At 65.8% G+C, this 26692-nt stretch carries 21 protein-coding genes and 1 pseudogene; 9 read left to right on the top strand and 13 right to left on the bottom strand.

All coding sequences use genetic code 11. The features are described from left to right. Nucleotides 1-25: 25 nt before the first annotated feature. Nucleotides 26-877 carry a shikimate dehydrogenase gene (gene aroE, locus GGR61_RS06645; protein WP_184406416.1) on the bottom strand — a complete coding sequence of 284 codons (852 nt, stop codon included), beginning with the start codon at nucleotides 875-877 and terminating at the stop codon, nucleotides 26-28. Nucleotides 878-929: 52 nt separating this feature from the next. Here aroE and GGR61_RS21360 point away from each other — a divergent pair. Further along, nucleotides 930-1333: pseudogene (locus GGR61_RS21360) on the top strand (TolB-like protein); the annotation flags it as partial. Between the two features lie 175 nt (nucleotides 1334-1508). On the opposite strand, the gene GGR61_RS06635 reads toward GGR61_RS21360, so the two are convergent. From GGR61_RS06635 to GGR61_RS06625, 3 genes are all read right to left on the bottom strand, one after another. Next, nucleotides 1509-1922 carry a hypothetical protein gene (locus tag GGR61_RS06635; RefSeq protein ID WP_184620866.1) on the bottom strand — a complete coding sequence of 138 codons (414 nt, stop codon included), beginning with the start codon at nucleotides 1920-1922 and terminating at the stop codon, nucleotides 1509-1511. A 3-nt stretch (nucleotides 1923-1925) separates the two neighbouring features. After that, on the bottom strand, nucleotides 1926-2300 hold the full coding sequence (locus GGR61_RS06630; RefSeq protein WP_184620865.1) for a hypothetical protein: 375 nt from the start codon (nucleotides 2298-2300) through the stop codon (nucleotides 1926-1928). A gap of 492 nt (nucleotides 2301-2792) precedes the next feature. Then, entirely contained in the window at nucleotides 2793-5312 is a 2520-nt protein-coding gene (locus GGR61_RS06625; protein WP_184620864.1) for a sulfite reductase flavoprotein subunit alpha, read from the bottom strand. A 242-nt stretch (nucleotides 5313-5554) separates the two neighbouring features. On the opposite strand from GGR61_RS06625, the gene GGR61_RS06620 reads away from it, so the two are divergent. Next, nucleotides 5555-6313 (top strand): DNA/RNA non-specific endonuclease, encoded by a 759-nt coding sequence (locus GGR61_RS06620; protein ID WP_184406421.1) that lies wholly within the window; start codon nucleotides 5555-5557, stop codon nucleotides 6311-6313. 115 nt (nucleotides 6314-6428) lie between these two features. Here GGR61_RS06620 and GGR61_RS06615 read toward each other — a convergent pair whose 3' ends face one another. After that, complete coding sequence (locus GGR61_RS06615) at nucleotides 6429-7343, bottom strand: LysR family transcriptional regulator (RefSeq protein ID WP_184620863.1); 915 nt, start codon at nucleotides 7341-7343, stop codon at nucleotides 6429-6431. 92 nt (nucleotides 7344-7435) lie between these two features. Here GGR61_RS06615 and GGR61_RS06610 point away from each other — a divergent pair, with 92 nt between their 5' ends. Then, nucleotides 7436-8428 (top strand): NAD-dependent epimerase/dehydratase family protein, encoded by a 993-nt coding sequence (locus GGR61_RS06610; protein WP_184620862.1) that lies wholly within the window; start codon nucleotides 7436-7438, stop codon nucleotides 8426-8428. Nucleotides 8429-8472: 44 nt separating this feature from the next. Here the strand turns inward: GGR61_RS06610 and hemB are convergent, their stop codons facing one another. Both hemB and GGR61_RS06600 read right to left on the bottom strand, forming a co-directional pair. After that, nucleotides 8473-9465, bottom strand: a complete 993-nt coding sequence (gene hemB / locus GGR61_RS06605; protein ID WP_184620861.1) for a porphobilinogen synthase — start codon at nucleotides 9463-9465, stop codon at nucleotides 8473-8475. Nucleotides 9466-9562: 97 nt separating this feature from the next. Further along, nucleotides 9563-9805 (bottom strand): hypothetical protein, encoded by a 243-nt coding sequence (locus GGR61_RS06600; RefSeq protein WP_184406611.1) that lies wholly within the window; start codon nucleotides 9803-9805, stop codon nucleotides 9563-9565. Between the two features lie 205 nt (nucleotides 9806-10010). On the opposite strand from GGR61_RS06600, the gene GGR61_RS06595 reads away from it, so the two are divergent. After that, on the top strand, nucleotides 10011-10466 hold the full coding sequence (locus GGR61_RS06595; protein ID WP_184620860.1) for a hypothetical protein: 456 nt from the start codon (nucleotides 10011-10013) through the stop codon (nucleotides 10464-10466). A gap of 217 nt (nucleotides 10467-10683) precedes the next feature. On the opposite strand, the gene GGR61_RS06590 is transcribed toward GGR61_RS06595, so the two are convergent. The 4 genes from GGR61_RS06590 to GGR61_RS06575 form a co-directional block, all read right to left on the bottom strand. Further along, on the bottom strand, nucleotides 10684-12474 hold the full coding sequence (locus GGR61_RS06590; RefSeq protein WP_184620859.1) for a DUF885 domain-containing protein: 1791 nt from the start codon (nucleotides 12472-12474) through the stop codon (nucleotides 10684-10686). Between the two features lie 69 nt (nucleotides 12475-12543). Beyond that, nucleotides 12544-13017, bottom strand: a complete 474-nt coding sequence (locus GGR61_RS06585; protein ID WP_260287058.1) for a cytochrome c oxidase assembly factor 1 family protein — start codon at nucleotides 13015-13017, stop codon at nucleotides 12544-12546. A gap of 160 nt (nucleotides 13018-13177) precedes the next feature. After that, the gene (locus tag GGR61_RS06580; RefSeq protein ID WP_184620858.1) at nucleotides 13178-15430 is read right to left on the bottom strand and encodes a S9 family peptidase; all 2253 of its coding nucleotides are present in this window, start codon (nucleotides 15428-15430) and stop codon (nucleotides 13178-13180) included. A gap of 320 nt (nucleotides 15431-15750) precedes the next feature. Next, nucleotides 15751-16440: a glutathione binding-like protein gene (locus GGR61_RS06575; protein ID WP_184620958.1), complete on the bottom strand. Its 690-nt coding sequence runs from the start codon at nucleotides 16438-16440 to the stop codon at nucleotides 15751-15753. A 254-nt stretch (nucleotides 16441-16694) separates the two neighbouring features. Between GGR61_RS06575 and GGR61_RS06570 the strand changes: the two genes are divergently transcribed. The 5 genes from GGR61_RS06570 to GGR61_RS06550 all read left to right on the top strand — a co-directional run bounded on the left by GGR61_RS06570 (nucleotide 16695) and on the right by GGR61_RS06550 (nucleotide 24297). Next, nucleotides 16695-19709 carry a TonB-dependent receptor gene (locus GGR61_RS06570; protein ID WP_184620857.1) on the top strand — a complete coding sequence of 1005 codons (3015 nt, stop codon included), beginning with the start codon at nucleotides 16695-16697 and terminating at the stop codon, nucleotides 19707-19709. Nucleotides 19710-19863: 154 nt separating this feature from the next. Next, the gene (locus GGR61_RS06565) at nucleotides 19864-20565 is read left to right on the top strand and encodes a SapC family protein (protein ID WP_184620856.1); all 702 of its coding nucleotides are present in this window, start codon (nucleotides 19864-19866) and stop codon (nucleotides 20563-20565) included. Beyond that, nucleotides 20555-21568 (top strand): cupin-like domain-containing protein, encoded by a 1014-nt coding sequence (locus tag GGR61_RS06560; RefSeq protein ID WP_184620855.1) that lies wholly within the window; start codon nucleotides 20555-20557, stop codon nucleotides 21566-21568. Before GGR61_RS06565 ends, GGR61_RS06560 begins: the two co-directional genes overlap by 11 nt. 11 nt (nucleotides 21569-21579) lie before the next feature. Beyond that, nucleotides 21580-23145 (top strand): tryptophan halogenase family protein, encoded by a 1566-nt coding sequence (locus GGR61_RS06555; RefSeq protein WP_184620854.1) that lies wholly within the window; start codon nucleotides 21580-21582, stop codon nucleotides 23143-23145. A gap of 138 nt (nucleotides 23146-23283) precedes the next feature. After that, complete coding sequence (locus tag GGR61_RS06550; RefSeq protein WP_184620853.1) at nucleotides 23284-24297, top strand: energy transducer TonB; 1014 nt, start codon at nucleotides 23284-23286, stop codon at nucleotides 24295-24297. Between the two features lie 428 nt (nucleotides 24298-24725). Here GGR61_RS06550 and GGR61_RS06545 read toward each other — a convergent pair whose 3' ends face one another. Further along, the gene (locus GGR61_RS06545; protein ID WP_184406433.1) at nucleotides 24726-25919 is read right to left on the bottom strand and encodes an ABC transporter permease; all 1194 of its coding nucleotides are present in this window, start codon (nucleotides 25917-25919) and stop codon (nucleotides 24726-24728) included. Beyond that, a complete protein-coding gene (locus tag GGR61_RS06540; RefSeq protein ID WP_184406434.1) occupies nucleotides 25916-26662 on the bottom strand; it encodes an ATP-binding cassette domain-containing protein in 747 nt (248 codons plus the stop codon). Before GGR61_RS06540 ends, GGR61_RS06545 begins: the two co-directional genes overlap by 4 nt. Nucleotides 26663-26692: the final 30 nt, after the last annotated feature.

Below are 26692 nucleotides of genomic sequence, written 5' to 3'. Positions count from 1 at the left end.
CTCGGTCGTGGTCACCGTGCCGGGCTCAGTCAGCGCTGATCAGGACGGACTCGCGCGCGCGCAGCGCGGCGTAGACCGGGTCGGTGTCCGGGCGCACGCCGTGCCACAGCGAGAAACTTTCGGCAGCCTGTTCCACCAGCATGCCAAGGCCATCGATGGCGTAGCGGCAGTGCGCCGCACGTGCCCAGGCCAGGAACGCGATGGCGGTTTGGCCGTAGTTGAGATCGACTGCAGCGGTGAGGCTGTTGACCAGCCCCAGCGGCATCGCAAAGGCACCGGCGTCACGGTCGCGTCCGGCGGCGGTGGCGTTGACGATCAACTCGAAGTCGCCCAGATCGCGCAGGTCTTCGATGTAGCGCGACACCACCCGCCCCGGCTCGCCAAGCGCATCGCACAGCGCGTCGGCACGCTCGGGCGAGCGGTTCACCACCACCATCTCGGTGATGCCGGCCTCCAGCAACGCCGGCGCCACACCCCGCGCGGCGCCGCCGGCACCCAGCAACAGCACGCGGCGGCCGCGCAGGTCCAGCCCGTGGCGGTCGGTGAGGTCGCGCACCAGGCCGGCGCCGTCGGTGTTGTCGCCTTGCCACTGGCCGTCGTTGCGCACCAATGTGTTGACCGCACCGGCGAGCCGCGCGCGCTCACTCAGGCTGGCCGACAATGCGCAGGCGGCCTCCTTCAGCGGCAGCGTCACGTTGGCGCCCTTGCCACCTTCCTGGGCGAAGCGCTCCAGCGCGGCGGCAAAGTCCTCCGGCGGCGCATCGATGGCGGTGTAGTCCAGCGCGATGCCGGCCTGCTTCCCGAAGTCGGCATGGATGGCCGGCGACAGCGAATGGGCGACAGGGTGACCGAACACGGCATAACGGGATGCGGGCATGAAACGCTCTCTGGTTGACTGGACTGTGCGCGACGTGAGGCAGGAACACCCCATGCAACGTCGCTGGACGCTGCTGGCGCTGGCGGCAAGTTTACGCTTGGTCCCGGCCGCGTCGGGACTTGCCGAGTTCGGCAGCCCGGGCATGGACCTGGTCTCCACGCCCGGCAACGCCACGCCCGGGCGGCCAGCGCATCGCGTGGGCCAGCGACCGCCAGCGGGCGGGTGACTGGGTCTACGGCAAGCCCGGCTGAGCGGCAGGCGGCGGCAACAGGCGCAGCCCTTGCCGATCGACACCGCGCGGAGGAGCGCGCGCCACTGTCCGCTGGCAACGGCCGCTGGCTACGGCTTGCCTCGGATCACCCAGGCGGTACCGGCGGCGCGGAGTTGTCTCGCGCGACGATGGATATGCAGGGCCGGATCGATGCTGTGCAATCGTTGGGAGCGGCGATCTACAGCTAGGGCGACCAACGCTCCCTCTTCCTTAATCCAGAACGTCTCACGCCCGGATCATCGATATCCCGATGAACTGCGTTTGCAGTACACCTCTCCGAGGCATTCCATCAAGCATTAGCTCAATCGCCGATTTACCCTGCGCAAAGTGGCGGCACTCCAGCCAATGGAGAAACCCACTTCATTGACCAGGCATATCCGAGAAGCTGATCGGCGCATTACTCGACTGGATGCGAATTCGAGCGCCCGGGAGAAAGTAAATATCGTACTCAGCGCCATCGGGAATATCTATTTCCACCTCATCCTCAGTCTCGTCACCGAATAGACTTGATGCTGAAGGAGCCAAGCCGGTAGGGGGAGTGATCTCGGCCAGAACATCGCTGGATAGATAAAATACACCTTTGACATATAGCTTGACCGGATTCGACTGCAGGCTCTCTTTGGTGAGGACCCAGCGCCTACCCTCTGGAACGGTTACCTCCTCCCCATTTTTCGCAGAGACGACACGCGGACTTGAGTCGGCCGCGAGCAGTGGAGGCAGGGAATAAAGAGAGAAAATGACAAAAATGAATGCCCTGGCCGCGTAGAGTTTCATCCCTCACTCCTGCTCGAGCAATAATGCTTCCAACGAATCGTAGGCAATTACTCTTGAGCCGCAGCGTATCACAACATCGCCTCCCGCCAAATCATTGAACGTGATATCGAACCTGCCGGAAATTTTTATCTTTTTCTTGCTTCCAAAAACGATGGACCCATTGAGACCGATATCGGGCGTACTATATTCACCTCTCTCAGCAACGCCGCCAAAACGTCTTGCATTCAATTGCTTGATGCGGAGCCCTTTTTCCTGGGTGACATCGTACTCGTCTTGTGCCTTTAGAGTGACAGCGGTGTCTTTCGCCACTGCGCCGCATGGGAAAATGAAGGAGGCTGCGAATAGAACTGTGAAAAACCGTAATGAAACGAGCTTCATATCACCCCCGAGTCCTTTATCTGCATCATTCAATAACGCGCGCTTTCTAAGCCGAACGCCTGGGACCTTGCATCCTCTCCGTCGTATCACCAGACGCTGCGAACCTGCGGGCAGCATATGTAATTACCACGTTCAAGCCACTTGCGTAACAGACCATTTTGAATGCGTTTTTTAGCGAGGAAAAGGATTTCAGTCGTCAGCAGGAACGCTACCGTGCTGGATACGGCCACGCCAGGCGAACGCTTGATTATCGGCAGCATATCCCTGCGGCGTGCGGGGCCGCTGGATATCTAGCGCACAAAGACGTCGTGGTGGGTGCCGATACCAGCTGCCGCCAAGGCGCAGCCCATTGTCGCGCCGTAGCAGACGTGACGCACCCGCGCAGCCGTGTATTGCTGCAGAACTGCGTAGTGAGCGCGATGGGCGCACGCTGCCGAACCTGAAGATGCGCACATCCGACGCAAGCCGCCCTGCAGCCGCCGACGCGCGCGCTCAATACACATCGCGCCGATAACGGCCCGCTGCGGTCAGCGACTCCAGGCGCGCCTCGCCCAGCAATTCGCGCAGCGCGGCATCGACCTCACGCGCCATGCTGTCCAGACTGCCGCACACGTAGATCACCGCGCCGCGATCGATCCAGTGCCGCAGCGTCTCGCCGGCGTCGCGCAATTGGTGCTGCACGTAGCGCTTGTGCGGCTGGTCGCGCGAGAACACCCAATCGAGCTGCTGCACGTGCCCGCCGGCGTGCCAGGCCTGGAGCTCGTCGGCGAACAGGCGATCGTGCGCGGCATGACGTTCGCCGAACAGCAACCAATGCCCATGCACGCCGGCCAGGTCGGCCTCGCGCAGCAAACCGCGCAAGCCCGCGATCCCGGTGCCGTTGCCGATCAACACCATGGGCGCCGATGCAACGCGATGGAAGCCGGGATTGGTGCGCAGCCGCGCGCGTATCGGCGCGCCGACCGCTGCGTGGCAGATCAACCATCCCGAGCCCAGGCCGGGGCTGCCATCGGCACGCCTGGTGAGCCGCACCACCGCCATCGCCGTGCCATCGGCCGGCACACTGGCCAGCGAGTAGTCGCGCGTCGGTAGCCAGGCGCAGGCATCCAGCCAGGTCTGTGGATCGGGATGCGGCATTGGCGGATGCGTGGGCGGCTCGGGCAGCACGCGCTCGGCGGCGGCCTGCTGCAGCGGCAGCAACTGCGCATCCACATGCACCAGCGCATCTGCTTGCAATCCCCAGGCCGCCAAGCAGGCACGCACCTGGGCGTGGGCATGGGCGGACTGCACTTCCAGGATATCGCCGGCCTGCCATTGCGCTGCCGGTGGTGGCTGTAGCTCGATCCGCCAGATCGGCGCGCCTTCGCTGCCCGGGTTGAGCTGCGTGCGGGAGGACAACGTCCAGTCGGCCAAGGTCGGCCGTGTCAGCGCCGCCGCCGTGACCGGCGCACCGGCGATCTGCCCCAGCTGCGCATGCCATTGCGCCAACGCCTGCGGGTCGACGTTGTCCATTTCCACAGCGGGAAACAGCGCACGTGCACCCTGCCCGTCCAACCAGCGTTCGATCCGCCGCGAGAACCCGCAGAACTGCGCGTACTGACGGTCGCCCAACGCCAGTACGGCATAGGCCAACTGCGGCAGCGGCATGCGCTGATGCAACAACTCGCGCTCGAAACCGCGTGCGGCATCCGGCGGCTCGCCATCGCCGTAGGTGCTGACCACGAACAGCGCATGCCGGGTGCGCTGCAGGTCCTGCGCTTGCAACTGCGCCAGCGAGCGCACCTGCACCGGCAGGCCGGCGGCCTGCAGATGCCCGGCCGCCTGCCAGGCGAGCCGTTCGGCAAACCCGCTCTGGCTGGCGAACCCGATCAACCACGGCTCGGCCTGCGAAGCCGGCGGCGTGCCTTGCAGCAGCTGGCGTGCGGCGCGCAGTGCGCGCTTCTTGCGACGACGATCCAGATACAGCATCCAGCCGGTGACGAAGAACACCGACATGCCGACACTGGCCAGCATCACCACGATGCGCCCCGGCAGGCCGAAGAAACTGCCCGAGTGCAGCGGAAACATGCTCACCAGCAGCTGCTGGCCGCGTGGCAGCACTGCGTAGTCCTGCCGACGCAGCAACGCACCGCTGACCGGATCGATTTCCAGATTGTCGTAGGCGCGGTCGTGGTCCGGTTTGTCGGCGAGAAACCGCACGCTCAGCGATTGCCCGGCACGCGGTGGGATGCGCAGATCCAGCGCCGCGTGATGCGTCGCCGGGGTAGCGTCGAGGGTGCGTTGCACCGCTGCGAAATCCACCGTCGCCGGGCGATGGTCGCGGCTGTCGCTACGCATCGCGGGCTCTTTGCCGAGCAAGGCCGCCATGCCATCGCGGTACCACGTGTACGACCAGGTCAGCCCGGTCAACGCCACCAGTAGATAGACCAGCAGACACCAGGTGCCGAACACCGCATGCAGGCTCCACAGAAAACTGCGGCCCTGGCGTCGCCATTCCACCACCCACCAGGTCCGCAGACTCCACCAGCGCCTTGGCCAACGCAGATACAGGCCCGATGCGCAAAAAAACAGCAGGATCAGCGTGCTCGCACCGGTCACCGCCTGGCCCCGTTTGCCGGCGGTCAGATGCCGGTGCAGGTCTTCGATAAAGGCAAACGCTTCGCTCAGACGCGGCGCGGCGACTTTTTCACCCGTGTACGGATCGAAGTACACGCGGCCGCCGCCCTTGGCGGCCAGGCGTGCGTTGGACGGACGCTTGCCGGTCGGGTCGATGAGCATGCGCGTGACCGCCTGCTGCTGGCCCAGATCGAGCCGGCGCAGCAGCACATCCACCGGCAATGGCCGCTCGCCTGCCGCATGCCGTTGCGCCAGCTGCGCGATGGCCGGATTGGCCACCCGCACGATCTCGTTTTCGAAGGACATCAACGCGCCGGTGAGCCCCATCACCGACAGCACCAGGCCGGCAGTGATGCCGAGCAGCCAGTGCAGTTGGAACAGCAGCGTTTTGATCAAGACCGGAGCACAACGAAAGGCGGCTCGGCATTGTAGATGAGAATGCGTCTCGCATGCGGCGCAGCGAGGACGCACGCGGCGTCAGGCCAACCGCAGTGCGGGCCCGGCAGCCAATCGCACCGACATCAACGCCGCGACAGGCCGGCATGCGCACCGTCATTTTTGCCACATGCGCTGGTCATCGCTTGGACATGACACGTTGCCACTTTCTTCATTCCCCCAACTGACAAGCGAGTCCTGCGATGTCACCGTCCTTCCTTCTACGCGGCTGTCTCTTCCTGGCGGCAGTGTTCGGCGCGCACACGGCAATGGCCGCCACCAGTTGCCCCACGCTGTATGCCAACGGCACGCCGCCGAGCGTGCGCAGCGCAACCACGCGCACCACCGAGGTGTGTCATACCGAATACGCCCTGCTGGCATCGGGCGTGACCAAGGGCCCGGTGTATTCGGCCGAACATCTGACCGACCAGCAAGTGGCCGGTGCCGAGGCGATCGGTCGGGTCGGGTCGTTCCACGAAGAGACCGGCATTCCCGCTGCCGACCGTTCCAGAAGTTCGGACTACACCAACACCGGCTACGACCGCGGCCATATGACCCCGGCCGGCGACGCATCGACCGAGAGCTCGGAAAAGGAAACCTTTTCCATGGCCAACGTCGTGCCGCAGGACCACAAGCTCAACACCGGCGAGTGGGCGCATATCGAAGAACAGGTGCGGCAACTGGCCAAGCAGCGGGGCGAGCTCTACGTGGTGACCGGCCCGACGTTCGACAGCGGCACCGCAGCGACCATCGGCACCGACAAGGTCGCCGTGCCCGATTACGTATGGAAGGCGATCTACGAACCCGGCGTGGGCGCAGCCGCCTATCTGTGCGTCAACGACAGCAGCATCAACTGCGATGTGGTGTCGATCGACGACCTGACCATGATGACGAACATAGACCCGTTTCCGTCGCTCAGCGCCAGCATGAAGTCCCACGCGATCGCGCTCGTACTGCCGTAACGGCTAGGCCTGCGCTGCCGGCTACACGCAATACAGTGCGGTGACGGCGCCTGCGCTGCGCAAACGGCGGGCGCAGCGGCCAGGCGCCATGCAGGGCGCGTGCATGCAGACGCTTTCAGGTTGCGCCGACGCCAGCATCCGGCGCGGCGCAGTGTGCGGCCAATCCAGCCGCCAAGGCCGCGAACACCGCACTGCAGGCGGCACTGGCGCGCAGGTCCTGGTGCATCGTGACCCAGGCCTCCAGGGCCATGCCGACCTGCTGCGGCAATACCGGCAACAGGCATGGGGTCCGCCGCGCCAGCGCCGCCTGGCAGAAGCCGATGCCGCAGCCGGCGCGGATCAGCGCCAGCTGTGCCAGATCGCTGTCGGCACGTAGCGCGAAGGCCGCGTGGGTCCAGAACGGGAAGGCCTTGCGCGCGCCGCGCAGGAACGGGGTGTCCGCGTCGAAGCCGACCAGCGCGTGGTGCGCCAGATCGTCCGGGTGCTGCGGCATGCCGTGCCGGTCCACGTAGTCCGGGTGCGCGTACAGGCCGATCGCGACCTCGCCGACACGGCGGGCCACCAGCAGCTCCTGCTGCGGCCGGGTCATGCGCACTGCCACATCGGCTTGGCGGTGCAGCAGATCCTGCACGCGATTGCTCAACACCAGTTCCATGCACAGCTGCGGATGCGCCTCGCGCAACGCAGCCAGGATCGGCGGCAGGATTTCCGCACCGACCACCTCGCTGGCCGAGATCCTGACCGTGCCCTGCACCGCGTCGCCGTGACGGTCGGCTGCGCGCTGCAGCGCAGCGGCAATGTCGGCCATCGCCCGCGCATGCCCGCGCAATGCCTTTGCGGCGTCGGTCGGCAACAGCCCGGTCTGCGACCGCACGAACAGCGGCACCGCCAGCAGCGCCTCCAATGCCGCGACATGCCGCCCGACGGTGGGCTGGGTCAGACCCAGCGCGCGCGATGCCGCCGACAGCGAGCCCTCTTCCAGCACCGCGAGGAAGGACCGGTAGAGTTCCCAGCTGATCGTGTCGGCCATACGCAAATGTATAGCTGCCCACTTATCTTGGGCAATTTATTCGTAGCGACAGCCTGTCCACACTGGCCGCATCTCGATAGCGGAGCGGTTCCATGACACAGACAGCGATCGCCTTGGTACTGGGCGCCAGTGGCGGAATCGGCGGCGAGCTGGCGCGGCAACTGCGCGACGCCGGTTGGCAGGTACGCGCCCTGCAGCGCGAGTTGGCGACCGCCGCCGAACACCGCGATGGCATCGACTGGCGGCGCGGCGACGCCATGCGGCAACAGGATGTCCTGCAGGCAGCGCGCGGTTGCGCAGTGATCGTGCATGCGGTCAATCCGCCCGGCTACCGGCGCTGGTCCGAGTTGGTGCTGCCGATGCTCGACAACAGCATCGCCGCAGCCCGTGCCGAAGCCGCCACCCTGGTGCTGCCCGGCACCGTCTACAACTATGGCGCCGACGTCTACCCGTCGCCGGACGAGGACGCGCCGCAGACGCCGAGCAGCCGCAAGGGCGCGATCCGGGTCGAGATGGAGCGCCGCCTGCAGGCGGCCACCGCGCATGGCGCGCGGGCACTGGTGGTGCGCGCCGGCGACTACTTCGGCCCGCGTGCGCGCAGCAGCTGGTTCGCGCAGGGACTGGTGAAGCCGGGACGCGCGGTCAGCACGGTGACCCTGCCGGGCGCGCCGGGCGTCGGCCATCAGTGGGCCTACCTGCCCGACGTCGCGCAGTGCATGCTGCGGCTGTTGCAGCGCCGCGACACCCTACCGGCGTTCGCGCGCCTGCACATGGCCGGGCACTGGGATGCCGACGGCACGCAGATGGCGGCGGCGATCGGCCGGGCGGTGGTGCGCCATGGCGGCGCGCAGCCGAGACTGCGCCGCTTCCCGTGGTGGGCACTGCCGCTGGCCAGTCCGTTCGTGCCGCTGGCACGCGAACTGCGCGAGATCCAACCGCTGTGGCGCCATCCGCTGCGGCTGCGCAACACGCGCCTGCTCGACATCCTGGGCGAGGAACCGCAGACACCGCTGAACGCGGCCGTGGAGGCCACGCTCGCCGGCCTGGGCTGCCTGCCGACGCCGGTGCTGGCGTCAGCGCGCTGAAGGCCGGTGCGCACAGCGCCACGTGCCCCCGCAGCAACGCCCGCTTAGGGCGCCTCGCGCAGCCAGCGCGCCACCTGCGGCGCGAAGTAGGTCAGCACGCCATCGGCGCCGGCGCGCTTGAACGCCATCAGCGCTTCCAGCACGCACTTGCGTTCGTCCAGCCAGCCGTTGGCACTGGCCGCCTTCAACATCGCGTACTCGCCACTGACCTGATAGGCGAAGGTCGGCACGCGGAACTCTTCCTTCACCCGGCGCACCACGTCCAGGTACGGCATGCCCGGCTTGACCATCACCATGTCCGCGCCTTCTTCCAGGTCCAGCGCAATCTCGCGCATGGCCTCGTCGCTGTTGGCCGGGTCCATCTGATAGGTGGTCTTGTCGGCCTTGCCCAGATTGCCGGCGCTGCCCACCGCATCGCGGAACGGGCCGTAGAACGCCGAGGCGTACTTGGCCGAGTACGCCATGATGCGCACATTGAGATGATCGTCGGCATCGAGCGCGCGGCGGATCGCGCCGATGCGTCCATCCATCATGTCCGACGGCGAAATGATGTCCACGCCGGCCTGCGCATGGGACAGCGATTGCCTGACCAGCGCCTCGACGGTGATCTCGTTAAGCACATAGCCCTTGTGGTCGATGATGCCGTCCTGGCCGTGGGTGGTGTACGGGTCCAGCGCCACATCGGTCATCACCCCGAGCTCGGGAAAGCGCGACTTGAGCGCGCGCACCGCACGCTGCGCCAGGCCGTCCGGATTCCAGGCTTCGGCCGCATCCAGGCTCTTGCCGGCCGGGTCGATCACCGGGAACAGATCGATCACCGGGATGCCCAATTCCAGCGCGTTTTCCGCCTCGCGCAGCAACTCGTCCAGCGACAGGCGCTCGACGCCGGGCATCGAGGCGATCGGCGCGCGGCCGGACAACTCATGCACGAACACCGGCCAGATCAGATCGTCGGCGGTGAGGGTGTTTTCACGCATCAACCGACGCGAAAACGCATCGTGGCGCATGCGGCGGGGGCGATAGTGGGGATGGGCCATTACGGGCTCCTGTCAACAGCGCACCAGTCTACGCCCGCCATCCGTCGCCGAACGCGCTGCGACGCTGTGTCGCAGCGCTGCAACGGCCAGTTCCCCGTCAGAACACACCACCGCCCAGACTCAGACGGATCACACCGACCACGATCACCAGGCCATTGAGCAACAAGCCGGTCTTGGCCCGGCCGCGGTTGCCGGCCGAGGTGAACAACAACGCGATCGCCGCAATGAGTGCGCCCACTGCTGCAAACGGAATCAGGAACCAGTTGCCCCAGCCCAGCAATGGGATGAAGGCCGGCACCATCCACAGCAACGCCACAATGCCCCACAGCAGGCTGATCAGTCCCACGTGCCACCTCGCCTTTCAAAGAAGGCACGAGCTTAGCGCCGTGCACGCCAACACGGCGCGGGCGGGTGGTCACCCTGACCAATGGCGGCTTGGCGGGAGCCTCACATCGGCATGGCTAGGGTGCGGGCAACGTCGGGCGCGATTCAGACCATGCGCCGGATCATCGCCGTCATTACCGCCATGCCCAGGGGGCTACACCATGAACAAGCACATCGTCACTGCAGCTGCGCTGGCGTTGCTGTTGGCCGGCTGCGCCAGCAGTTCCAAGGTCATGCTGGGCCAGGCACGGGCGCCGATCGACCCGGCGCAGGTGCAGGTGTACTCCAACGCACCGGCCGGCTCGGTGGAGATCGCCCAACTCGAATCCACCAGCGCTGCCGGTTTCGGCACCCAGGGCCAGACCGATGCGGCCGTCCTGCGGCTGAAGCGCGAAGCCGCCAAGCTCGGCGCCAATGGCGTGGTCATCGTCGGCGTGGGCTCCGAGCGCTCCGGCGGCGGCCTGTCGGTGGGCGGCGGCAGCTACGGCGGCCGGGTCGGCGGCGGCCTGGGCATCGGCATCCCGACCACGCAGAAGCGCGCGGCCGGCATGGCGATCTGGGTGCCGGCGGGTGCGCAGCAGCACGAGGCACCGCAGCCAGCGCCGTCCGTGCGTTGAGCTTGGAGCGGTTGTCGAAACGCCCCAGCCGCCAAGCAGGCGGCGGTGCGCGGAATCGGCAGCCCATGCGTTCACTGCGACCAGTGTGCGCGGTGCGTGCATCTGCTGAACACAGCTCGCAACGTTAGGTCGCCGCTGTTCGCCGCTGAGGGATACACGCGGACACGATGCCTGCAGCCTGCGGCATCGCGCCCATCGGACATCACCATCTGCCGAATCAGCGCTTGCCCTGCTGTGTTGGAACAAACTGTGTCTCCACTGCCTTGGCCAGCTGGTCAGGCGGCAGCAGGCCCTGGTCGAGCAGGAAGTTGTTGAAGGCCAGGCGGTCGAACTTCTTGCCTAATGCCAGCTCGGTGCGCATGCGTAGCTCGAGAATGCGGGTGTAGCCGTAGAAGTAGCTACCGGCCTGGCCGGGCGCGCGGACGGTGTAGCGGTCCAGTTCCTGGCGGGTCATCGCCGGCGAGAGGCCGACGTCGTTTTCCAGCACCTGGCGCGCGCGTTCGCGATCGATCAGGCCCAGGTTGAGCATCGGGTCGAGCATGGCACGGGCCGCACGCAACAGGCGGAACTGCAGCGCGATCAACTGACCGTCGAGCGGTTCGTACGGCACCATTTCGGCTTCGGCATACAGCGCCCAGCCTTCCACGTTGACCGAGTTGAACGCGAACATGCTGCGCGCCAGCGACACGCCGCGCTCGACCATGGCGGTGAACTGCAGCTCGTGGCCGGGGCGGCCTTCGTGCGCGCTGAGCGTCCAGGCGGCCGAGCCGAAGTTGAAATCGTCGTACTGCTCTTTTTTGCTGCCGTCGGCAGTCGGGTTGCCCAGCGGCAGCACGAACTGGCCTTGCTGGCCGGTATTGCCGATCAGCGGCGCGGGCAGGAAATGCGGTGCCGGCTGTGCGGCGCTTTCGGCCGCGCTGCCCAGGCGCATCTGCATCGGGCGATTGGGCACATCGACGATGCGCTGCTGGCGGATGATCGGGTCGATCTGATCGATCACGCCACGGTAGTGGGTCTCCAACTGGTCATCGGCGATGGTGTCGCCCTTGAGCGCGCGGATCACCTGCACATAATCGCCGCCCTGCACGCCCTTGGCCTTGGCCACCAGCGGCGCCAGCTGGCGCATCGCCGCGCGGGTTTCCATGAACTCCAGTTGCGCGCGCTGGATCAGCTGCTGCGGGGCGATATCGATGCCGACCTGCTTGAGCTGATAGGCATAGAGCGGCTCGGGCAAGCGGGTGTCCTTGCGCGCCTTCGGCAGCACGCTGGTGCGGGTCCAGCGGGCGTAATCCTTGAGCTGGGTGGACATTGCCTTGAGCGCTTCGTCGGCCCCGGCGATCTTGTACTTGGCGAACAACTCACCGATGCCGGCGACGTAGGTGTCCACGTTCGCCAGCGCCTGCTCCACTTCGCGCTCGGTGGGCTGCAGCAAGGCGGTGTTGCCAAGCTGTTCTTCATAGCGCTGACGCGCCAGCACGGTGGTTGGCGTGCTCCCCGGCACCAGGCCGACATAGCGCTTGAGGCGATCCAACGCCTTGGCGCGGCGCTCGGGCGCGGTCTGGTCGGACAACAACCCGTTGAGGCCGCTGAAGACCAGCTGCGGGGCGTCGTTCCACGGTAGTAGGTAGCGTTCGTTGAGCTCGCTGCCTTCGATGTTCTGTTCGGCCGCGCCGATCATGATCTGCAGGTCCTGGCGCACGTTGGCATCGCGCTCGGTGGCCAGCTTGGCCTGCAACGCAGCGCGTGCCTTGCTCATTGCCTCGCGATAGCGCGCAGGATTCTTCGGCCCCAGGTCGATGACCTGGTCGTCATAGCCGGGCACGCCGAAGAAGCTGGCGTATTCGGGTTGGAAGGGCGCCTGCGCGTTGAGCAGGATCTGCGCGTAGCCATTGCTGGTCTTTACCCAGGCCGGCACCGCAGGCTGGGCCTGCGCGGTGTTGCCGGTCTGTGCCTGCAATGGCAATGAACAACCGAGCGCCAGCGCAACAGCAAGAACAAGTGGTTTCATGTCGCAAATCCGCAGATGTGAGTAGCGCGACCCTACCCATCTGCAGCGTCTGCGGCAATGCGTCTTAGGTCATGGCATGCAGGGTTGCGATGGCGCGTGCGTGGCCGGTAGCAGGCTGATCGGCTCGGCCTGCCCGCTCGCGAACGTCAGCGTCTGATAGCTCCATCGTCCGTGCCGCCGCGTGGCGTCCACCTGTACGTTTCCGTCGCCGCGTGGACCATGTAGGTCCACGCTGAAGCGAGCATCTCCCGCCTGACCGGTATAACTGATGCTGCCGCTGGGCAAAAACGCGTCGTCGATCGGTGTGCCCAGCGCCTGTACCACGCGCGCATCGGCGCGTGCGATGCAAAGCGCATCGCGATACACATCGCTGGACTTCAGCGTTGCGGCAATCACCGAGAGCAAGCCACCGATCGCCAGGGCCAACAGCAGGAACAGCGCCACGCCAATGCCGGGCACCATCCACTTCCAGTGCCGGCTCCAGAAGCTGGGCGATTGCACCGTGGAAGGCGATGCAGCGGGAATCGGTGGCGGCGACGACATGGCAACGTCCTTCTAGGTCAGCTGTTGGCAAACGACTGCAGATGACGCGAGCGGCACGCTACGCTACAGCGCGGCCAGACACGTTGTGTGGGCAAGTGCTCGGCATCGGCGGCCACCTTACCACTGCACGTTGTTGCGGAACTCCGCGCCCAAGTGGCGACTACTCGCTTCCCTTTCCGACCGTTTCTGGCGTCAAACAGCGCTGAATAAACGCCTCTGCCGTCTTGTAGCGATGCAAGGCGGCACTGCCGGACAGGCCATGTTTGGCACCGGGGTACGTCATCAGTTCGAACGGCGTGCCGCGTTGCTGCAGCTCGCTCATCAGCGCGGTGGAGTTGGTGGACAGCACGTTGTCGTCGGCCATGCCGTGGATCAGCAGCAACTTGGCGCGCAGGCCATCCAGATGGGTGGCGACGCGTGCATTGCGATAACCATCGGCGTTGCCGGCCGGCAGGTCCATGTAACGCTCGGTGTAGTGGGTGTCGTACAGGCCCCAATCGGTGACCGGCGCACCGGCCACGCCACAGGCGTAGGCCTCGCTGTGCTTGGCCAGCAACATCAAGGTCATGTAACCGCCGTTGGACCAGCCCTGCACGCCGATGCGTGCCGGGTCCACCCAGCGCTGCGTCTTGAGCCAGGCCACGCCCTGCAACTGGTCGTCCACTTCGACCGTGCCTTGCTTGCCATGGAGCGCGCCGCCGAAATCGCGGCCGCGTCGCGGGGTGCCGCGATTGTCCAGCGAAAACACCACATAACCGCGCTGGGCAAGATACTGGTCGAACAACGCATCGCCACGGCCCGGCCAGGCATCGAGTACGGTTTGTGCGGCCGGGCCGCCGTACACGTACACCATCACCGGATAGCGTTTGGCCGGGTCGAAGTTATGCGGCTTGAGCAACCGATACTGCAGCGGCGTCTTGCCGTCGGCAGCGGTGAGCGTGCCGAATTCCACCGGGCGCTGCGCATCGCGATACCTGGCGTAAGGATGCTGCGGATCGGCCAGATCGTTCTTCAGCAGCGTGGCGATCTTTTCGCCATTGGCGTGGAACAGCTCGATCTGCGGCGGCGTGGTGGTGTTGGACCAGGTATCGACATACACGCTGGCATTACTGGCGAAACTGCCTGCGTGCGTGCCATTGGGCCTGGAGCGTTTTTCGATCGCGCCACCGGCCAGCGGCACGGCGTAGATGTGGGTCTGGGTCGGCGACTCTTTGCTTGCAGCGAAGTACACCGTGCCGGCCTGCTCATCGACGGCGAGCAGTGCATCGACCACCCAGGCGCCGGAGGTCAGCGGCGTGAGCGTGCGGCCGTCTTCGGACGCAATGTAGAGATGCTCGTAGCCGCTGCGCTCGGAATTCCAGATAAAACGGCCGTCCTTGAGAAACCGCAGATCGTTGTTGAGCGGCACCCAGGTCGGCGAGGTCTCGGTGATCAGCGTGCGTTGCTTGCCGTTGACCAGCGTGGTTTCGATCAGCTCGAGGGTTTTCTGGTCACGCGACTGGCGTTGAAAGGTGAGTCGCTGCGCATCGCGCCAATCCACGCGCGCGAGGTAGATATCGGGGTGTTTGCCCAGGTCGATCCAGCGCGGCGCCGCACCGGCACGCGGTGCGATCACGCCCAGTTGCACCGCCACATTCGGTTGGCCGGCCTGCGGATAGCGCTGGTCGATCACCTCGGTGTGGTCGGCATAGACTTCCGGGCGTTTCTGGATCGGTACGCCGGATTCGTCGATGCGCGCAAAGGCAATCGCCGAATCGTCCGGCGCCCACCAATAGCCGGTGTGGCGATCCATTTCTTCGTCGGCGACGAACTCGGCCACGCCGTTACCGATGGTCACGCTGCCATCGCCGGTGAGTTGCGCTTGTTTGCCGCTGGCAAGATCGATCACCCACAGGTTGCGCTCCCGCACGAAGCTGACGAAGCCGCCCTTGGGCGAGAGCTTGGCGTCGGTGGCGAAGCCTTCGCCGTGGGTGAGTTTGCGTACCGCCGCCGCGCCGGTCTTGCGCAGGTCGTACAGATAGAGCTCACCACCGAGCGGGAACAGCAATGCGTGCGCGTCCGGTGCCCACTGGTAATCGACGATGCCGGTCATCGCCGCGATGCGCTGGCGCTCGCGGCGGGCTTTTTCTGCATCGCTGAGCGTTTCGGTGCCGGGCAGCACGACTTTGGAATCGACCAGCAGGCGGGTCTGGCCGCTGGCGATGTCGTATTCCCACAGATCCAGTTGATTGCGGTCGTTGTCCTTGCCGCGCAGGAAGGTCACACGCGTGCCGTCGGGTGCGACCTTGGGCTTCATCAACGTCGGGCCGGCTAACGGCAATGGGCCGGTGATGGCTTCCAGCGTGAGTTTGTCGGCGTGGGCGGTGGTGATCGTGCTGAGCATGAGGGCAAGGGCTGCGAACAGGGAACGCATTGAAGATCCTGGCGGGAGTGCCGGGGCAGGATGCAGGGGTGCTGGGCGTTTGGGAAGCGCTGGGGCGCCCGCGAGGACTGCCCTCACCCCAACCCCTCTCCCGCAGACGGGAGAGGGGCCGGTGCGCATTCGATTTACGTCGTTTCTCCCGGCTGCGGGAAGGGGCTCGTGCGCATTCGATTTCGACATGCCGTCTTCCGCGCGGGACGTTCCTTCTTCCGCGTGCGGAGGAAGGTGTCCGCAGGACGGATGGGAGAGGGAGCGCCGGCAGTCGATCGAGCCGGCCGTTCTCCCGGCAGGAGACGGCGTGATGCTGCGCGTCAGCGCTTGCCGAACAGATGCTTGCGCTCTTCCTCGCTCAGCGGCTTACCGGCGTTGGGGTTGACCTGCTCCTTGAGCGCATAGGCGCGCAGGGTGGCTGGACGTGCGGCAATGGCGTCATGCCAGCGCTTCAAATGCGGAAAATCGGCGTAATCGGGACGGATGTCGGCGTAGACCTCGATCCACGGGTAGCTGGCCATATCGGCGATGCCATAGTCGTCTCCGGCCAGAAACGCGTGCGCGGCCAGACGCTTGTCGAGCACGCCATGCAGGCGACGCACCTCGGCGTTGTAGCGCTCGATCGCATAGGGAATCTTCTCCGGGGCGTAGACAGTGAAGTGGCCCATCTGGCCGCTCATCGGCCCCAGCCCGCCCATCTGCCAGAACAGCCATTCCAGTGCGGCGATACGGCCGCGTGCATCGCGCGGCAAAAACCGTCCGGTCTTCTCGGCCAGGTACAGCAGGATCGCGCCGGACTCGAACACGCTCTGCGCTCCGCCGCCATCGACCGGTGCGTGGTCGACGATTGCCGGCATCTTGTTGTTGGGCGAAATCTGCAGGAAGTCCGGTTCGAATTGCTCACCCTTGCCGATGTTGAGCGGCTTGAGCGTGTAGTCCAGCCCGGCCTCTTCCAGGAACAGGGTGACCTTGTGGCCGTTGGGAGTGGGCCAGTAATACAGATCGATCATCGTGCGCTCCAGTTCGAAAGGGGGAGGCGGCATGTCGCTGCACACCGTCAACGCGCGATGGTACGGCCTGAGGCATCGGCACGCGTGCATGCCACGCCGTGTGGATTGGAACGGTGTGTGACGCAATTGGCGCAGGCCGATGCTGCACTGCAAATTGACTTGCCCCACGCCGCGACAACAAATGCTCGCTTGCTTGATTGACTTTGCCTGTCCCGCCTTGGGGCCGGCGTTTTTCGTTTGGGGAAGAAATCATTGTGAGAGAGCCACGCACCCTGCCGCGCACGCGGCGTTTGACGTCTGCACTACTGTTTGCGTTGTCCACACCGCTTGCCGCGCAGACCGTGCCGGCGCCGCAGTCGGCATCTCCCATTCCCGGCGCCAGCCAGGCCGATCCAGCCACGCTCGATGCAGTGCAGGTCACCGGTATCCGTGGCAGCCTGACCTCGTCGATGAACGTCAAACGCGATGCGCAAGGCATCGTCGACGGCATCGTGGCCGAGGACATCGGCAAGTTCCCCGACACCAATCTGGCCGAATCGCTGCAACGTATCAGCGGCGTGTCGATCGACCGCTCACTGGGCGAAGGCTCGCGCGTCACCGTGCGCGGCGTCGGCCCGGACTTCAACCTGGTGCTGTTGAACGGCCGGCAGATGCCGGGCGCCAGCATCGAAGAATCCAACGCCTCCAACTCGCGTGCGTTCGACTTCGCCAACCTGGCGTCCGAGTCGATCTCCGGCATCGAGGTGTTCAAGACCAGTCGCGCCAGTACGCCCACCGGCGGCATCGGTGCCACCATCAACATCAAGACGGCCCGGCCGCTGGACAACCCGGGCCTGCATGCCAATGTCGGTCTCAAGGGCGTGCACGACAGCTCCAACGAGAACCTGCCAGGGCGTCTGCAAGGCGATGCGCTGACGCCGGAAATCTCCGGCATCTTCAGCAACACCTCGGCCGACGGACGCTTTGGCGTGTCGCTCAGCGGCAGTTATCAGGAACGCGATTTCGGCTATAGCCAGGTCGGCGTGCCCAACGGCTGGCGCGCGTTCCGTGGCGACTCCACCGCCTACGGCACCATCCCGCAGCCGGGTGCGCCGGGTTCGGAGAACATCGTCAACCGCCCTGGTCCGAACGATATCTATTCGGTGCCGCAGAACCTCAACTACCGCGTGGTCGGCGTCGAACGCCAGCGCACCAACGGGCAGCTGGTGCTGCAGTACAAGCCGCTGGACAACATCACCACCACGCTGGATTACACGTACTCGGAAAACAAGATCCAGCAGCAGCGCAACGAGATGTCGGTGTGGTTCAACTACGGGCCGTCGGCCAGCGCCTGGACCAACGGTCCGGTGGCAGGTCCGATCACCTACTCGGAATTCGTCAATCCGGCCACCAGCGATCTATCGACCGCCGGCTCCAATGCAGCCACGCGCAATCAGAACAAGTCGCTCGGTTTCAACGTGGACTGGGCGGTCAGCGATCAGCTCAAGCTCAACTTCGATATCCACAAGTCCACCGCCGAAGCCGGTGCGGACAGCCCGTACGGCTCGAGCAATTCGCTGGGCGTTTCCGGCTTCTACCGCGGCACCTCGGTGGTGGATTTCAGCAAGGATTTCCCGGTGCTGCAGCAGCAGTTGGGGTTTGGTCTGAACGGGCTGGATCCGTCACGCACGCTGGTCACCGGGTCGGCGTTCCGCAACAGCTACATGAAGTCGGAGATCGACCAGGCCCAGGTCAACGGCGACTTCACCTTCGAAAATTATTCGCAGTTGAAGTTCGGCATCGGCAGCACCGAAGTCAAGAACCGATCGGCGTTTTCCAACGTGCAGCGCGATACCTGGGGCGGCAACGGCACCGCGGCCGATTATCCGGACGATCTGTGGAGTCCCAGTTCGTTTGCGCAGTACTTCGATGCGATCGATGGCAGCGGCAATCCGGCGCAGTTCAACCAGCTGTTCCTGTTCGACTTCGAGCGTGCCCGCCAGGCCGCCGCGCAGGTGGCCGGCGATGACGCGCTGTACCGCATCTCGCCGGAGTTCACCACCGATCGCCGCGTCACCGAAAAATCCAAGAACGCCTACCTGCAGTGGAACAACAGCTGGGACGAGTTGCGCGTGCCGATCAGCCTGGCCGCCGGCGTACGTTACGAAGAAACCAAGGTGGAGGCGCAGGCGCTGGTGCCGGTGGCAGTGGGCATCGACTGGGTCGCCAACAACGAGTTGCCGATCCGCCTGGCCGATTCGGCGTTCGCCAGCGGCAGCGGCAAGTACGAATACTGGCTGCCCAGCCTGGACTTGAGCTTCAAGCTCACCGAGGACCTGGTGCTGCGCGGCAGCTACGGCGAAACCATCGGCCGTCCCGGTTGGGGCGATATCCAGGGCGGACAGACGCTCAACCAGATCGCGCGCCTGGAGGGCGGCACCGGCCAGGAGGGCAATCCCGGCCTCAAGCCGCTGCTCTCGCACAACATCGATTTTTCGCTGGAGTGGTATTACAGCGATGCCAGCTACGCGTCGGTGGGCTTCTTCCGCAAGAACATCGACAACTACATCGGCGTGACCACGCGCAACGACACCTCGCTGGGCTTGAACACCCCGATTGGCGGCGCGTACTGGAACGAAGCGCTGGGCAATGGCTGCGCCTCGGCCGACCTCACCTGCATCCGCAACTACATCTTCCGCAATCGCGGCGGTGCGCCCGGTGTGGTGCGTGGGGCGGACGATACCAACGGCAATGCCACCGGCGTGATCAGCGGGCAGCCGGGCGATCCGGTGGCCAACTTCGCCATCACCGCGCCGGCCAACCAGCGCTCGGCCTCGCTGGACGGTTGGGAATTCAACCTGCAGCACATGTTCGGCGCCAGCGGCTTCGGCGTGTCGGCCAACTACACCATGGTCGACTCCGGACTGACCTACGACAACTACGTGATCGGCGAGCAGTTCGCGCTGGAAGGGCTGAGCGACTCGGCCAACGTGGTCGGCTTCTACGACAAGGACAAGTGGCAGGTGCGTGCGGCCTACAACTGGCGCGACGAGTTCCTGGCCGCGCGTTTCGATGGCAGTGGCCAACCGAACCCGGTGTATACCGAAGCCTACGGTCAGCTGGACCTGAGCATCGGTTACCAATGGACCGAGAATCTGTCGCTCAGCCTGGAGGCGATCAACCTCACCAACGAGGTGCAGCGTCAGCACGGCCGTCATCCGAACCAGATCATCTATGCCACCCAGACCGGCCCGCGCTACATGCTGGGCGTGCGCTACAAGTTCTGGTGATGTAGGCGCTGCACCGAGTATCCCGGCAGCGCGTCTGCCGGGATGCTCGCACGGCCTTTCAGCATGCTGACCGGAGTCGTGCATCCGGCACTTGCCACGCGAAGGGCTTTTATCCAAGCATGGGCCACGCGCCCCGCGTGATGTGCCAGCCCCCATGACCAATGCCGTGTTGTTGAACAATCTCGATCACCGCGATCTGCGCGTGATCACCGCGCACGGCGCCGCCTATGGCGACGACGTGATGTCGGCTGCGACCTTTCCGCAGGAATTTCGCCAACTGCAGGCGCAATACCCGATCGTGTTCCATCGCAGCGGCGAGCGCAGTTTTCAACCGCTGGCGTTGCTGGGCCTGCGCCAGGGCGAGAACCTGTTTCTGGACGGCGCGCGCTGGGACGCGCCGTATGTGCCGCTGGCGATCCAGCGCCAACCGTTTTTGATCGGCGAACAACCCGACGGCCCGATGGTGCACGTGGATCTGGACAGCCCGCGCATCAGCAGCAGCGACGGCGAGCCGCTGTTCCGCGAGCATGGCGGTACCACTGCATTTCTCGACCACGTCAGCCAGGTACTGCGCACGCTGCACGATGGGCTGGCTGCCAGCGACGCGTTTGTCGCGCGCCTGCTCGCTTATGCGTTGCTGGAACCGTTCGTGTTCGAAGCCACCCTGCAAGACGGCCAGCACTGCAGTTTGACCGGGCTCTACGTGGTGCATGAAGAACGCCTGCGTGCGCTTGACGATGTTGCGCTGCTGGATCTGCACCGGCATGGCGATCTGGAGCCGCTGTACATGGCGCTGGCCTCGATCGCGCAGTTCCGCCACCTGCTCGACCGCATGCAGCGCCGCCATGCTGGCTGAGCCGCGCGCCATCGAAGCGGTGCACGGGCTGGATCCGCAGCAGCTGGATCCAGCCGTGCTGCGCTCCACCACGCCCCTGGTGTTGCGCGGGCTGGTGCGCGACTGGCCACTGGCGCAGGCCGGTGCGGCCTCCGCACAGGCGGCGGTTGCGTACTTGCGCGGCTTCGACCGCGGCGAGGCGGTGGTGGCACAGGTGGGCCCGCCGGAGATCGATGGGCGCTTCTTCTACAACGCGGACATGAGCGGTTTCAATTTCCGCCCCGAGCGCGTGCCGCTGGGGGTGGTGCTGGAGACCTTGCTGCGCGATCTGCACAACCCGCAGCCGCCGGCGATCTATGTCGGCTCCACCACGCTGGATACCTACCTGCCCGGCCTGCGCGCGCACAACCCGATCGCGCTACCGCAGGCCGAGCCACTGGCCAGCATCTGGATCGGCAACCGCACCCGCATCGCCGCGCACCAGGATCTGCCCGACAACCTGGCCTGCGTGGTCGCCGGGCGCCGCCGCTTCACGCTGTTTCCGCCCGAGCAATTGGCCAACCTGTATATCGGCCCGCTCGACCTCACGCCGGCCGGGCAACCGGTCAGCCTGGTCGATATCGCCGCGCCGGATCTGCAGCGGTTTCCACGGTATGCGCAGGCGCTGGAACACGCATGGGTTGCCGCGCTGGCACCGGGCGATGCGCTGTTCATTCCCAGCATGTGGTGGCATCACGTGCAAGCGCTGGAACCGTTCAACGTGCTGGTCAATTTCTGGTGGCGGCAGAGCCCGGCCTACATGGATTCGCCAATGAACGCGCTGATGCTGGCGCTGCTCACCATCCGCGACCTGCCACCCGAACAACGCGCCACCTGGCAGGAGGTGTTTCGGCATTACGTGTTCGACGCCGATGCGCACACCGCCGCGCATGTGCCCGAGCCTGCACGCGGTGTACTGGCACCGATGGACGACGCGCGCGCCCGCAGCCTGCGCGCGCGCTTGCTGCAACGCCTGAATCGCTGAGGAGCTGAGGCATGCCGCACACTGCATCTTGCGACCCGCAACAGCGCCCGGTGCGCCGCGTGGTCATCGCCGGCGGTGGCACTGCCGGCTGGATGGCCGCCGCTGCGTTATCGAAGGTATTGGGCCGGCAGTTGCAGATCACCCTGGTGGAATCGGACGAGATCGGCACGGTAGGCGTGGGCGAAGCGACCATCCCCAGCCTGGTCACCTTCCATCGCTTGCTGGAGATCGACGAGGCCGCGTTCATGGCCGCCACGCAAGCCACCATCAAGCTCGGGATCTGCTTCGAGCATTGGCGCGATGTGGACCAGCACTACATCCATTCGTTCGGCCACACCGGCACCGATCACTGGAGCGCCGGTTTTCAGCATTTCTGGCTGAAGGGCCGGCAGCGTGGCGTGGCGCGCGATTTCGGCGACTACTGCCTGGAATTGCGCGCCGCGCAGGAAGGCCGCTTTGCGCATCTGCCCAACGGCGGCATGAACTACGCCTACCACCTGGATGCGGGCCTGTATGCACGCTTCCTGCGCCGTTTCAGCGAAGGCTTCGGCGTGCGCCGTAGCGAAGGCCGCATCGGCGCCGTGGAAACCGATGCGCACAGCGGCTATCTCACCGCGCTGGTGCTCGAGGACGGCACGCGGGTGGAAGGCGATCTGTTTCTGGATTGCACCGGCTTCGCCGGCCTGCTGATCGGCAAGACGCTGGGCGTGGGCACGGACGATTGGTCGCAGTGGTTGTTCGCCGACAGCGCACTGGCGGTACAGACCGAATCGGTCGGCGCACCGGTGCCCTACACCCGCTCGCGCGCCGATCAGGCGGGCTGGATGTGGCGTATCCCGCTGCAGCACCGGGTCGGCAACGGCATCGTGTATTCCAGCCGCTACATGGACCAGGACAGCGCCGCGCAGGTCTTGCAGCGCAATCTCACTGGCTGCGCACTGACCCAGCCGCGCGCATTGCGCTTCACGCCCAACCAGCGGCATCGGGTATGGGAAAAGAATTGCGTGGCGCTGGGGCTGGCCAGCGGCTTTCTGGAGCCGTTGGAATCGACCAACATCCATCTGATCCAGCGCGGCATCATCCGGCTGATGCAGACCTTTCCGCAGGTCATCAACGATGTCGACATCGCCGAATACAACCGTCAGGCGGCCGCCGAAATCACCCATATCCGCGATTTCGTGATCCTGCATTACCACGCCACCGACCGCCGCGACACGCCGTTCTGGCGCGATTGCGCGGCGATGGACATCCCCGACACGCTGCGGCACCGGGTGGAGTTGTTCCGCCAGAGCGGGCGGGTGTTTCATCAGGCCAACGAGCTGTTTGCCGAGAACTCGTGGGTGCAGGTGATGCTGGGCCAGGGCATCGTGCCGAAGCAGCACCACCCGGTGGCCGACCTGATGGGCGATGCCGAACTCGGTCGCTTCCTGGAAACCATTCGCGCCCGCGTGGACGCCGCCCTGGTGCGGTTGCCGGCGCATGCGGACTTCCTGCGCCGCTACTGCCCGGCCCCAGCGCTGCCCGAGCCGTCGATCCACCGGCCGGCCGACGCGCCGCCGGCCGCTCCGGCGCACTGAATTTCGCCCGCCCCCTGCGCCCCCTTGGCTTACAGCGCCCCAGCAATGCTAGATTGCCGCTTTGCCGTCCATTGCGGGAACAGTGGCCGGCGCTCACCGCAGCATCATTATCTTTCGCACTCGGGGAAAGGGGGACGCATGTTGGATCTGACACAGGGCCGTATGGCACGCCGGATCGCGCCGGTCATTTTACTGGTGGGTCTGGCCGCCTGCTCCAAGCAGGAAGACAAGGCCGCCACCACGCCCGCGACCGGCGCCACGCCTGCGGCATCGGCTGCCGCGCCCACACCTGCCACGGCGGTCTCGCCGCAGGTGCAATCGATGGCGGCCGAGCAGTTGCGCGAATCGGCCACCAAGGCACTGCAGGACAACCGCATGTACGCCCCGGCTGGCGACAACGCGGTGGAGTACTACCTGGCCTTGCGTGAAAAGCAGCCGCAGGACGCCACCGTCAACAGCGCGCTGACCGACCTGCTGCCGTACACGCTGATCGCCGCCGAACAGGGCATCAGCCGCGAAGAATTCCCCGAAGCGCAGCGCCTGATCGCGTTGATCGAAAAGGTCGACCCCAAGGCACCGGCACTGCCGCGGCTGAAGAGTGGCCTGGAAACCGGCATGAAGACCGCCGCCAGCCGCTCCGAGCAGGATGCCGAGCAGGCCAAGAAGCTGGTGGAGGACAAGGCCAAGCAGGCCGCCGAGCAGAAGCGTCTGGCCGAGCAGCAGACCCGCGAAGCGGCCGCTGCGCAGCAGATCGCCGCGCAACAGGAAGCCGCCCGCCAGCAGACCGCCGAAGCCGAACGCCAGGCCGCTGCGCGCCGCCAGCCGGAGACCCCGGCCGCGGCCGCGCCGCGTCCTGCGCCGGCTGCGGCCGCTACGGCGGCAGCGGCACCGGCCGCACAATCGTTGCGCCCGATCAGCACCCCGGCGCCGCGTTATCCACCCGAGGCACTGCGCGCGGGCACCTCCGGCGAAGTGTTGGTGGAACTGACCGTCGGCACCGACGGCTCGATCACCGCCTCGCGCGTGCTGCGCGCCACCCCACCGCGCGTGTTCGACCGCGAAGCACTCAACGCGGTCAAGCGCTGGCGCTTCGAGCCGGTGGCTGCACCGGTGACGACCCGGCGCACACTGTCGTTCAATCCTGGGGGTTGAGCAGGTCGTGAGGCGATTGCACGGTGTGCAGGCGGCCAAGTGGGTGCGCTGGTTGATCGTGGTTGATGGTTGACGCAATGCACTCCCGGCAACTGCCGGTTGCCCAACAAAAAGCCCGCAGCGCTGCGGGCTTTTTGTTGACTGGCACTCGGTGCCCTCATCCGCCCCTGCGGGGCACCTTCTCCCGCCTGCGGGAGAAGGGATTAAACGGGAGGAGGGATTAAACGGGAGGAGGGATGACAAAGCCCCTCTCCCGCACGCGGGAAAGGGGTTGGGGTGAGGGCAAAGCGGCACAAGCACTCCATCGATAACAGCGACATTCCACCCTTCGCTGCCCGCTTGGCAGTTCAACCGCAGCGACGGTCCGCGCGCGACGGTCCGCGCGTATCCACCGCGCTCGGGATCAACTCCCAATCGCAGAAGCATCATCAGCCCGAAATCGCCAGCCGTTCCTGGTGATAACGCCGCACCGCCGCGTACCACAACACCGCCGCCAGGCCGAAGCCGGCAAACAAGTACACCGCCCAGGTCTGCGCATTGATCTGCTCGTGGCGGATCACCTTGAGCAGCATCTGGTTCTGCGCCAGAAACGGCACCGCGAAATGCCACAGCTGCGTCTTCAGCGGATACGCCATCAGCGCATACCCGGGCAGCATCGGCAACAACAGCAACCAGGTCATATGCGCCTGCGCTTCCTTCATGCTCTTGGCCGCTGCGGCCAGATAGGTCAGCAGCGAGGTGCCGATGAACAGCATCGGCACCAGGATGAAGAGCATCTGCAGCATCGGCACGAAGCCGACATTGAGCTGACGCCCCAGGTTCGACGTCGACAACTGCGCACTCAGCTTGAACGCCAGCAAGGTCAACAACAACGACACCATGCCGATCACGCAGGCGGCGGCGATCTTGCCGCTGACAATGGCGCTGCGCGGCGCGGGCGTGGCCAGCAAGGGCTCCAGCGATTGGCGTTCGCGCTCGCCGGCGGTGGCATCCAGAATCAACGACGCACCGCCCAGAAACGAGGTGATCACCAGCAACACCGGCAGCAGCACCGCCATCATCTGGCCGCGTTTGGCTTCGGCGGTCGCCAGGTCCTGCGCGGCGATTTCCAGCGGCCGGCCCACCTGCGCATCGATACCGCGCGCCAGCAAGCGCAGCGCACCGACCTGCTGGCTATACCCGCCGAGCGCGGCCTGCAGGCGCATGCTCGGCACGTCGGCCTCGCGGCGGGTGCTGTCCTTGATGATCTCCACCAGCGCGGGGCGGCCGGCGCGCCAGTCGTCGGCGTAACTGGCGCTGATACGCAGTGCCACGTCCACATCCTGATTGCGGATTGCGGCGGTCAGATCGGCTGGCGCATCGACGGCATTGAGGCCTTGCGCGGCCAGAAAACGCACCAGATTCGGCGCGTTTTCGCGACCGAGCGTGGGGATGTCCAACGGCTTGTCGATCTGCGTACGCACGCGGCTTTCGCTCAGCGCGCCCATGCCCAGAATCAGGATCGGATACAACAGCGGCGAGAGCAGCAACGCCAAGGCGAGCGTGCGGCGATCGCGGCCGATATCGCGCAGTTCCTTGCGCAGCACCGTCCACACGGTGGCCAACAACGATGTGGTGCTCATGCGTGCAGTCCCTCGTCCGAGCCGATCGCCTTGACGAAGGCGTCTTCCAGATTGTCTTCGCCGGTGGCGGCGCGCAGTTCGTCGGCGCTGCCGCAGGCCACCACCGTCCCCTTGGCGACGATGACGATGCGATCGCACAGCGCCGCCACCTCCTGCATGATGTGGCTGGAGAAGATCACGCAGCGCCCCTCTGCACGCAGGTGCTGCAGGAAGCCGCGCATCGCGCGCGTGGTCATCACGTCCAGGCCGTTGGTGGGTTCGTCGAGGATGACGTTGCGTGGGTCGTGCACCAGCGCGCGCGCAATCGCGGTCTTGGTGCGCTGGCCCTGGCTGAAACCGTCGGTCTGGCGATCGAGAATGTCGCCCATGTCCAATGCGTCGGAGAGCAGGCGGGTGCGCTCGGCGATCTGCGCGCGCGACATCCCGTGCAGCTCGCCGAAGTAGGCGATGTTTTCGCGTGCGGTCAGCCGCTTGTACACGCCGCGTGCATCCGGCAGCACGCCCAGCGCACGGCGCACCGTCACCGGGTCGCGCGCGGCATCCACGCCATCGACGGTGACGCTGCCCTGGTCGGGCGACATCAGCGTATAGAGCATGCGCAAGGTGGTGGTCTTGCCGGCACCGTTGGGCCCGAGCAGGCCGGTGATCTGGCCATCGGCCGCGTTGAAGCTGACCCCATCGACCGCCTTCACCAACCCGGTCTTGGTCTTGAACGATTTGTGCAGCGTATCGACGACGATCATGCGAGCGCCTCCGTGGCGTGGTCGGTGCGG

Source organism: Xanthomonas sp. 3058, assembly GCF_014199765.1.
Lineage (GTDB): Bacteria > Pseudomonadota > Gammaproteobacteria > Xanthomonadales > Xanthomonadaceae > Xanthomonas > Xanthomonas campestris_B.
This window is presented reverse-complemented; position numbering and strand designations above follow the sequence as displayed.

What these genes read in the sequence shown, in the direction of transcription:
- aroE (WP_184406416.1), bottom strand. Translation starts at nt 877, where the DNA reads ATGCCCGCATCCCGTTATGCCGTGTTCGGTCACCCTGTCGCCCATTCG.
- GGR61_RS06635 (WP_184620866.1), bottom strand. Translation starts at nt 1,922, where the DNA reads ATGAAACTCTACGCGGCCAGGGCATTCATTTTTGTCATTTTCTCTCTT.
- GGR61_RS06630 (WP_184620865.1), bottom strand. Translation starts at nt 2,300, where the DNA reads ATGAAGCTCGTTTCATTACGGTTTTTCACAGTTCTATTCGCAGCCTCC.
- GGR61_RS06620 (WP_184406421.1), top strand. Translation starts at nt 5,555, where the DNA reads ATGTCACCGTCCTTCCTTCTACGCGGCTGTCTCTTCCTGGCGGCAGTG.
- GGR61_RS06615 (WP_184620863.1), bottom strand. Translation starts at nt 7,343, where the DNA reads ATGGCCGACACGATCAGCTGGGAACTCTACCGGTCCTTCCTCGCGGTG.
- GGR61_RS06610 (WP_184620862.1), top strand. Translation starts at nt 7,436, where the DNA reads ATGACACAGACAGCGATCGCCTTGGTACTGGGCGCCAGTGGCGGAATC.
- hemB (WP_184620861.1), bottom strand. Translation starts at nt 9,465, where the DNA reads ATGGCCCATCCCCACTATCGCCCCCGCCGCATGCGCCACGATGCGTTT.
- GGR61_RS06595 (WP_184620860.1), top strand. Translation starts at nt 10,011, where the DNA reads ATGAACAAGCACATCGTCACTGCAGCTGCGCTGGCGTTGCTGTTGGCC.
- GGR61_RS06590 (WP_184620859.1), bottom strand. Translation starts at nt 12,474, where the DNA reads ATGAAACCACTTGTTCTTGCTGTTGCGCTGGCGCTCGGTTGTTCATTG.
- GGR61_RS06585 (WP_260287058.1), bottom strand. Translation starts at nt 13,017, where the DNA reads ATGTCGTCGCCGCCACCGATTCCCGCTGCATCGCCTTCCACGGTGCAA.
- GGR61_RS06580 (WP_184620858.1), bottom strand. Translation starts at nt 15,430, where the DNA reads ATGCGTTCCCTGTTCGCAGCCCTTGCCCTCATGCTCAGCACGATCACC.
- GGR61_RS06575 (WP_184620958.1), bottom strand. Translation starts at nt 16,440, where the DNA reads ATGATCGATCTGTATTACTGGCCCACTCCCAACGGCCACAAGGTCACC.
- GGR61_RS06565 (WP_184620856.1), top strand. Translation starts at nt 19,864, where the DNA reads ATGACCAATGCCGTGTTGTTGAACAATCTCGATCACCGCGATCTGCGC.
- GGR61_RS06560 (WP_184620855.1), top strand. Translation starts at nt 20,555, where the DNA reads ATGCTGGCTGAGCCGCGCGCCATCGAAGCGGTGCACGGGCTGGATCCG.
- GGR61_RS06555 (WP_184620854.1), top strand. Translation starts at nt 21,580, where the DNA reads ATGCCGCACACTGCATCTTGCGACCCGCAACAGCGCCCGGTGCGCCGC.
- GGR61_RS06550 (WP_184620853.1), top strand. Translation starts at nt 23,284, where the DNA reads ATGTTGGATCTGACACAGGGCCGTATGGCACGCCGGATCGCGCCGGTC.
- GGR61_RS06545 (WP_184406433.1), bottom strand. Translation starts at nt 25,919, where the DNA reads ATGAGCACCACATCGTTGTTGGCCACCGTGTGGACGGTGCTGCGCAAG.
- GGR61_RS06540 (WP_184406434.1), bottom strand. Translation starts at nt 26,662, where the DNA reads ATGATCGTCGTCGATACGCTGCACAAATCGTTCAAGACCAAGACCGGG.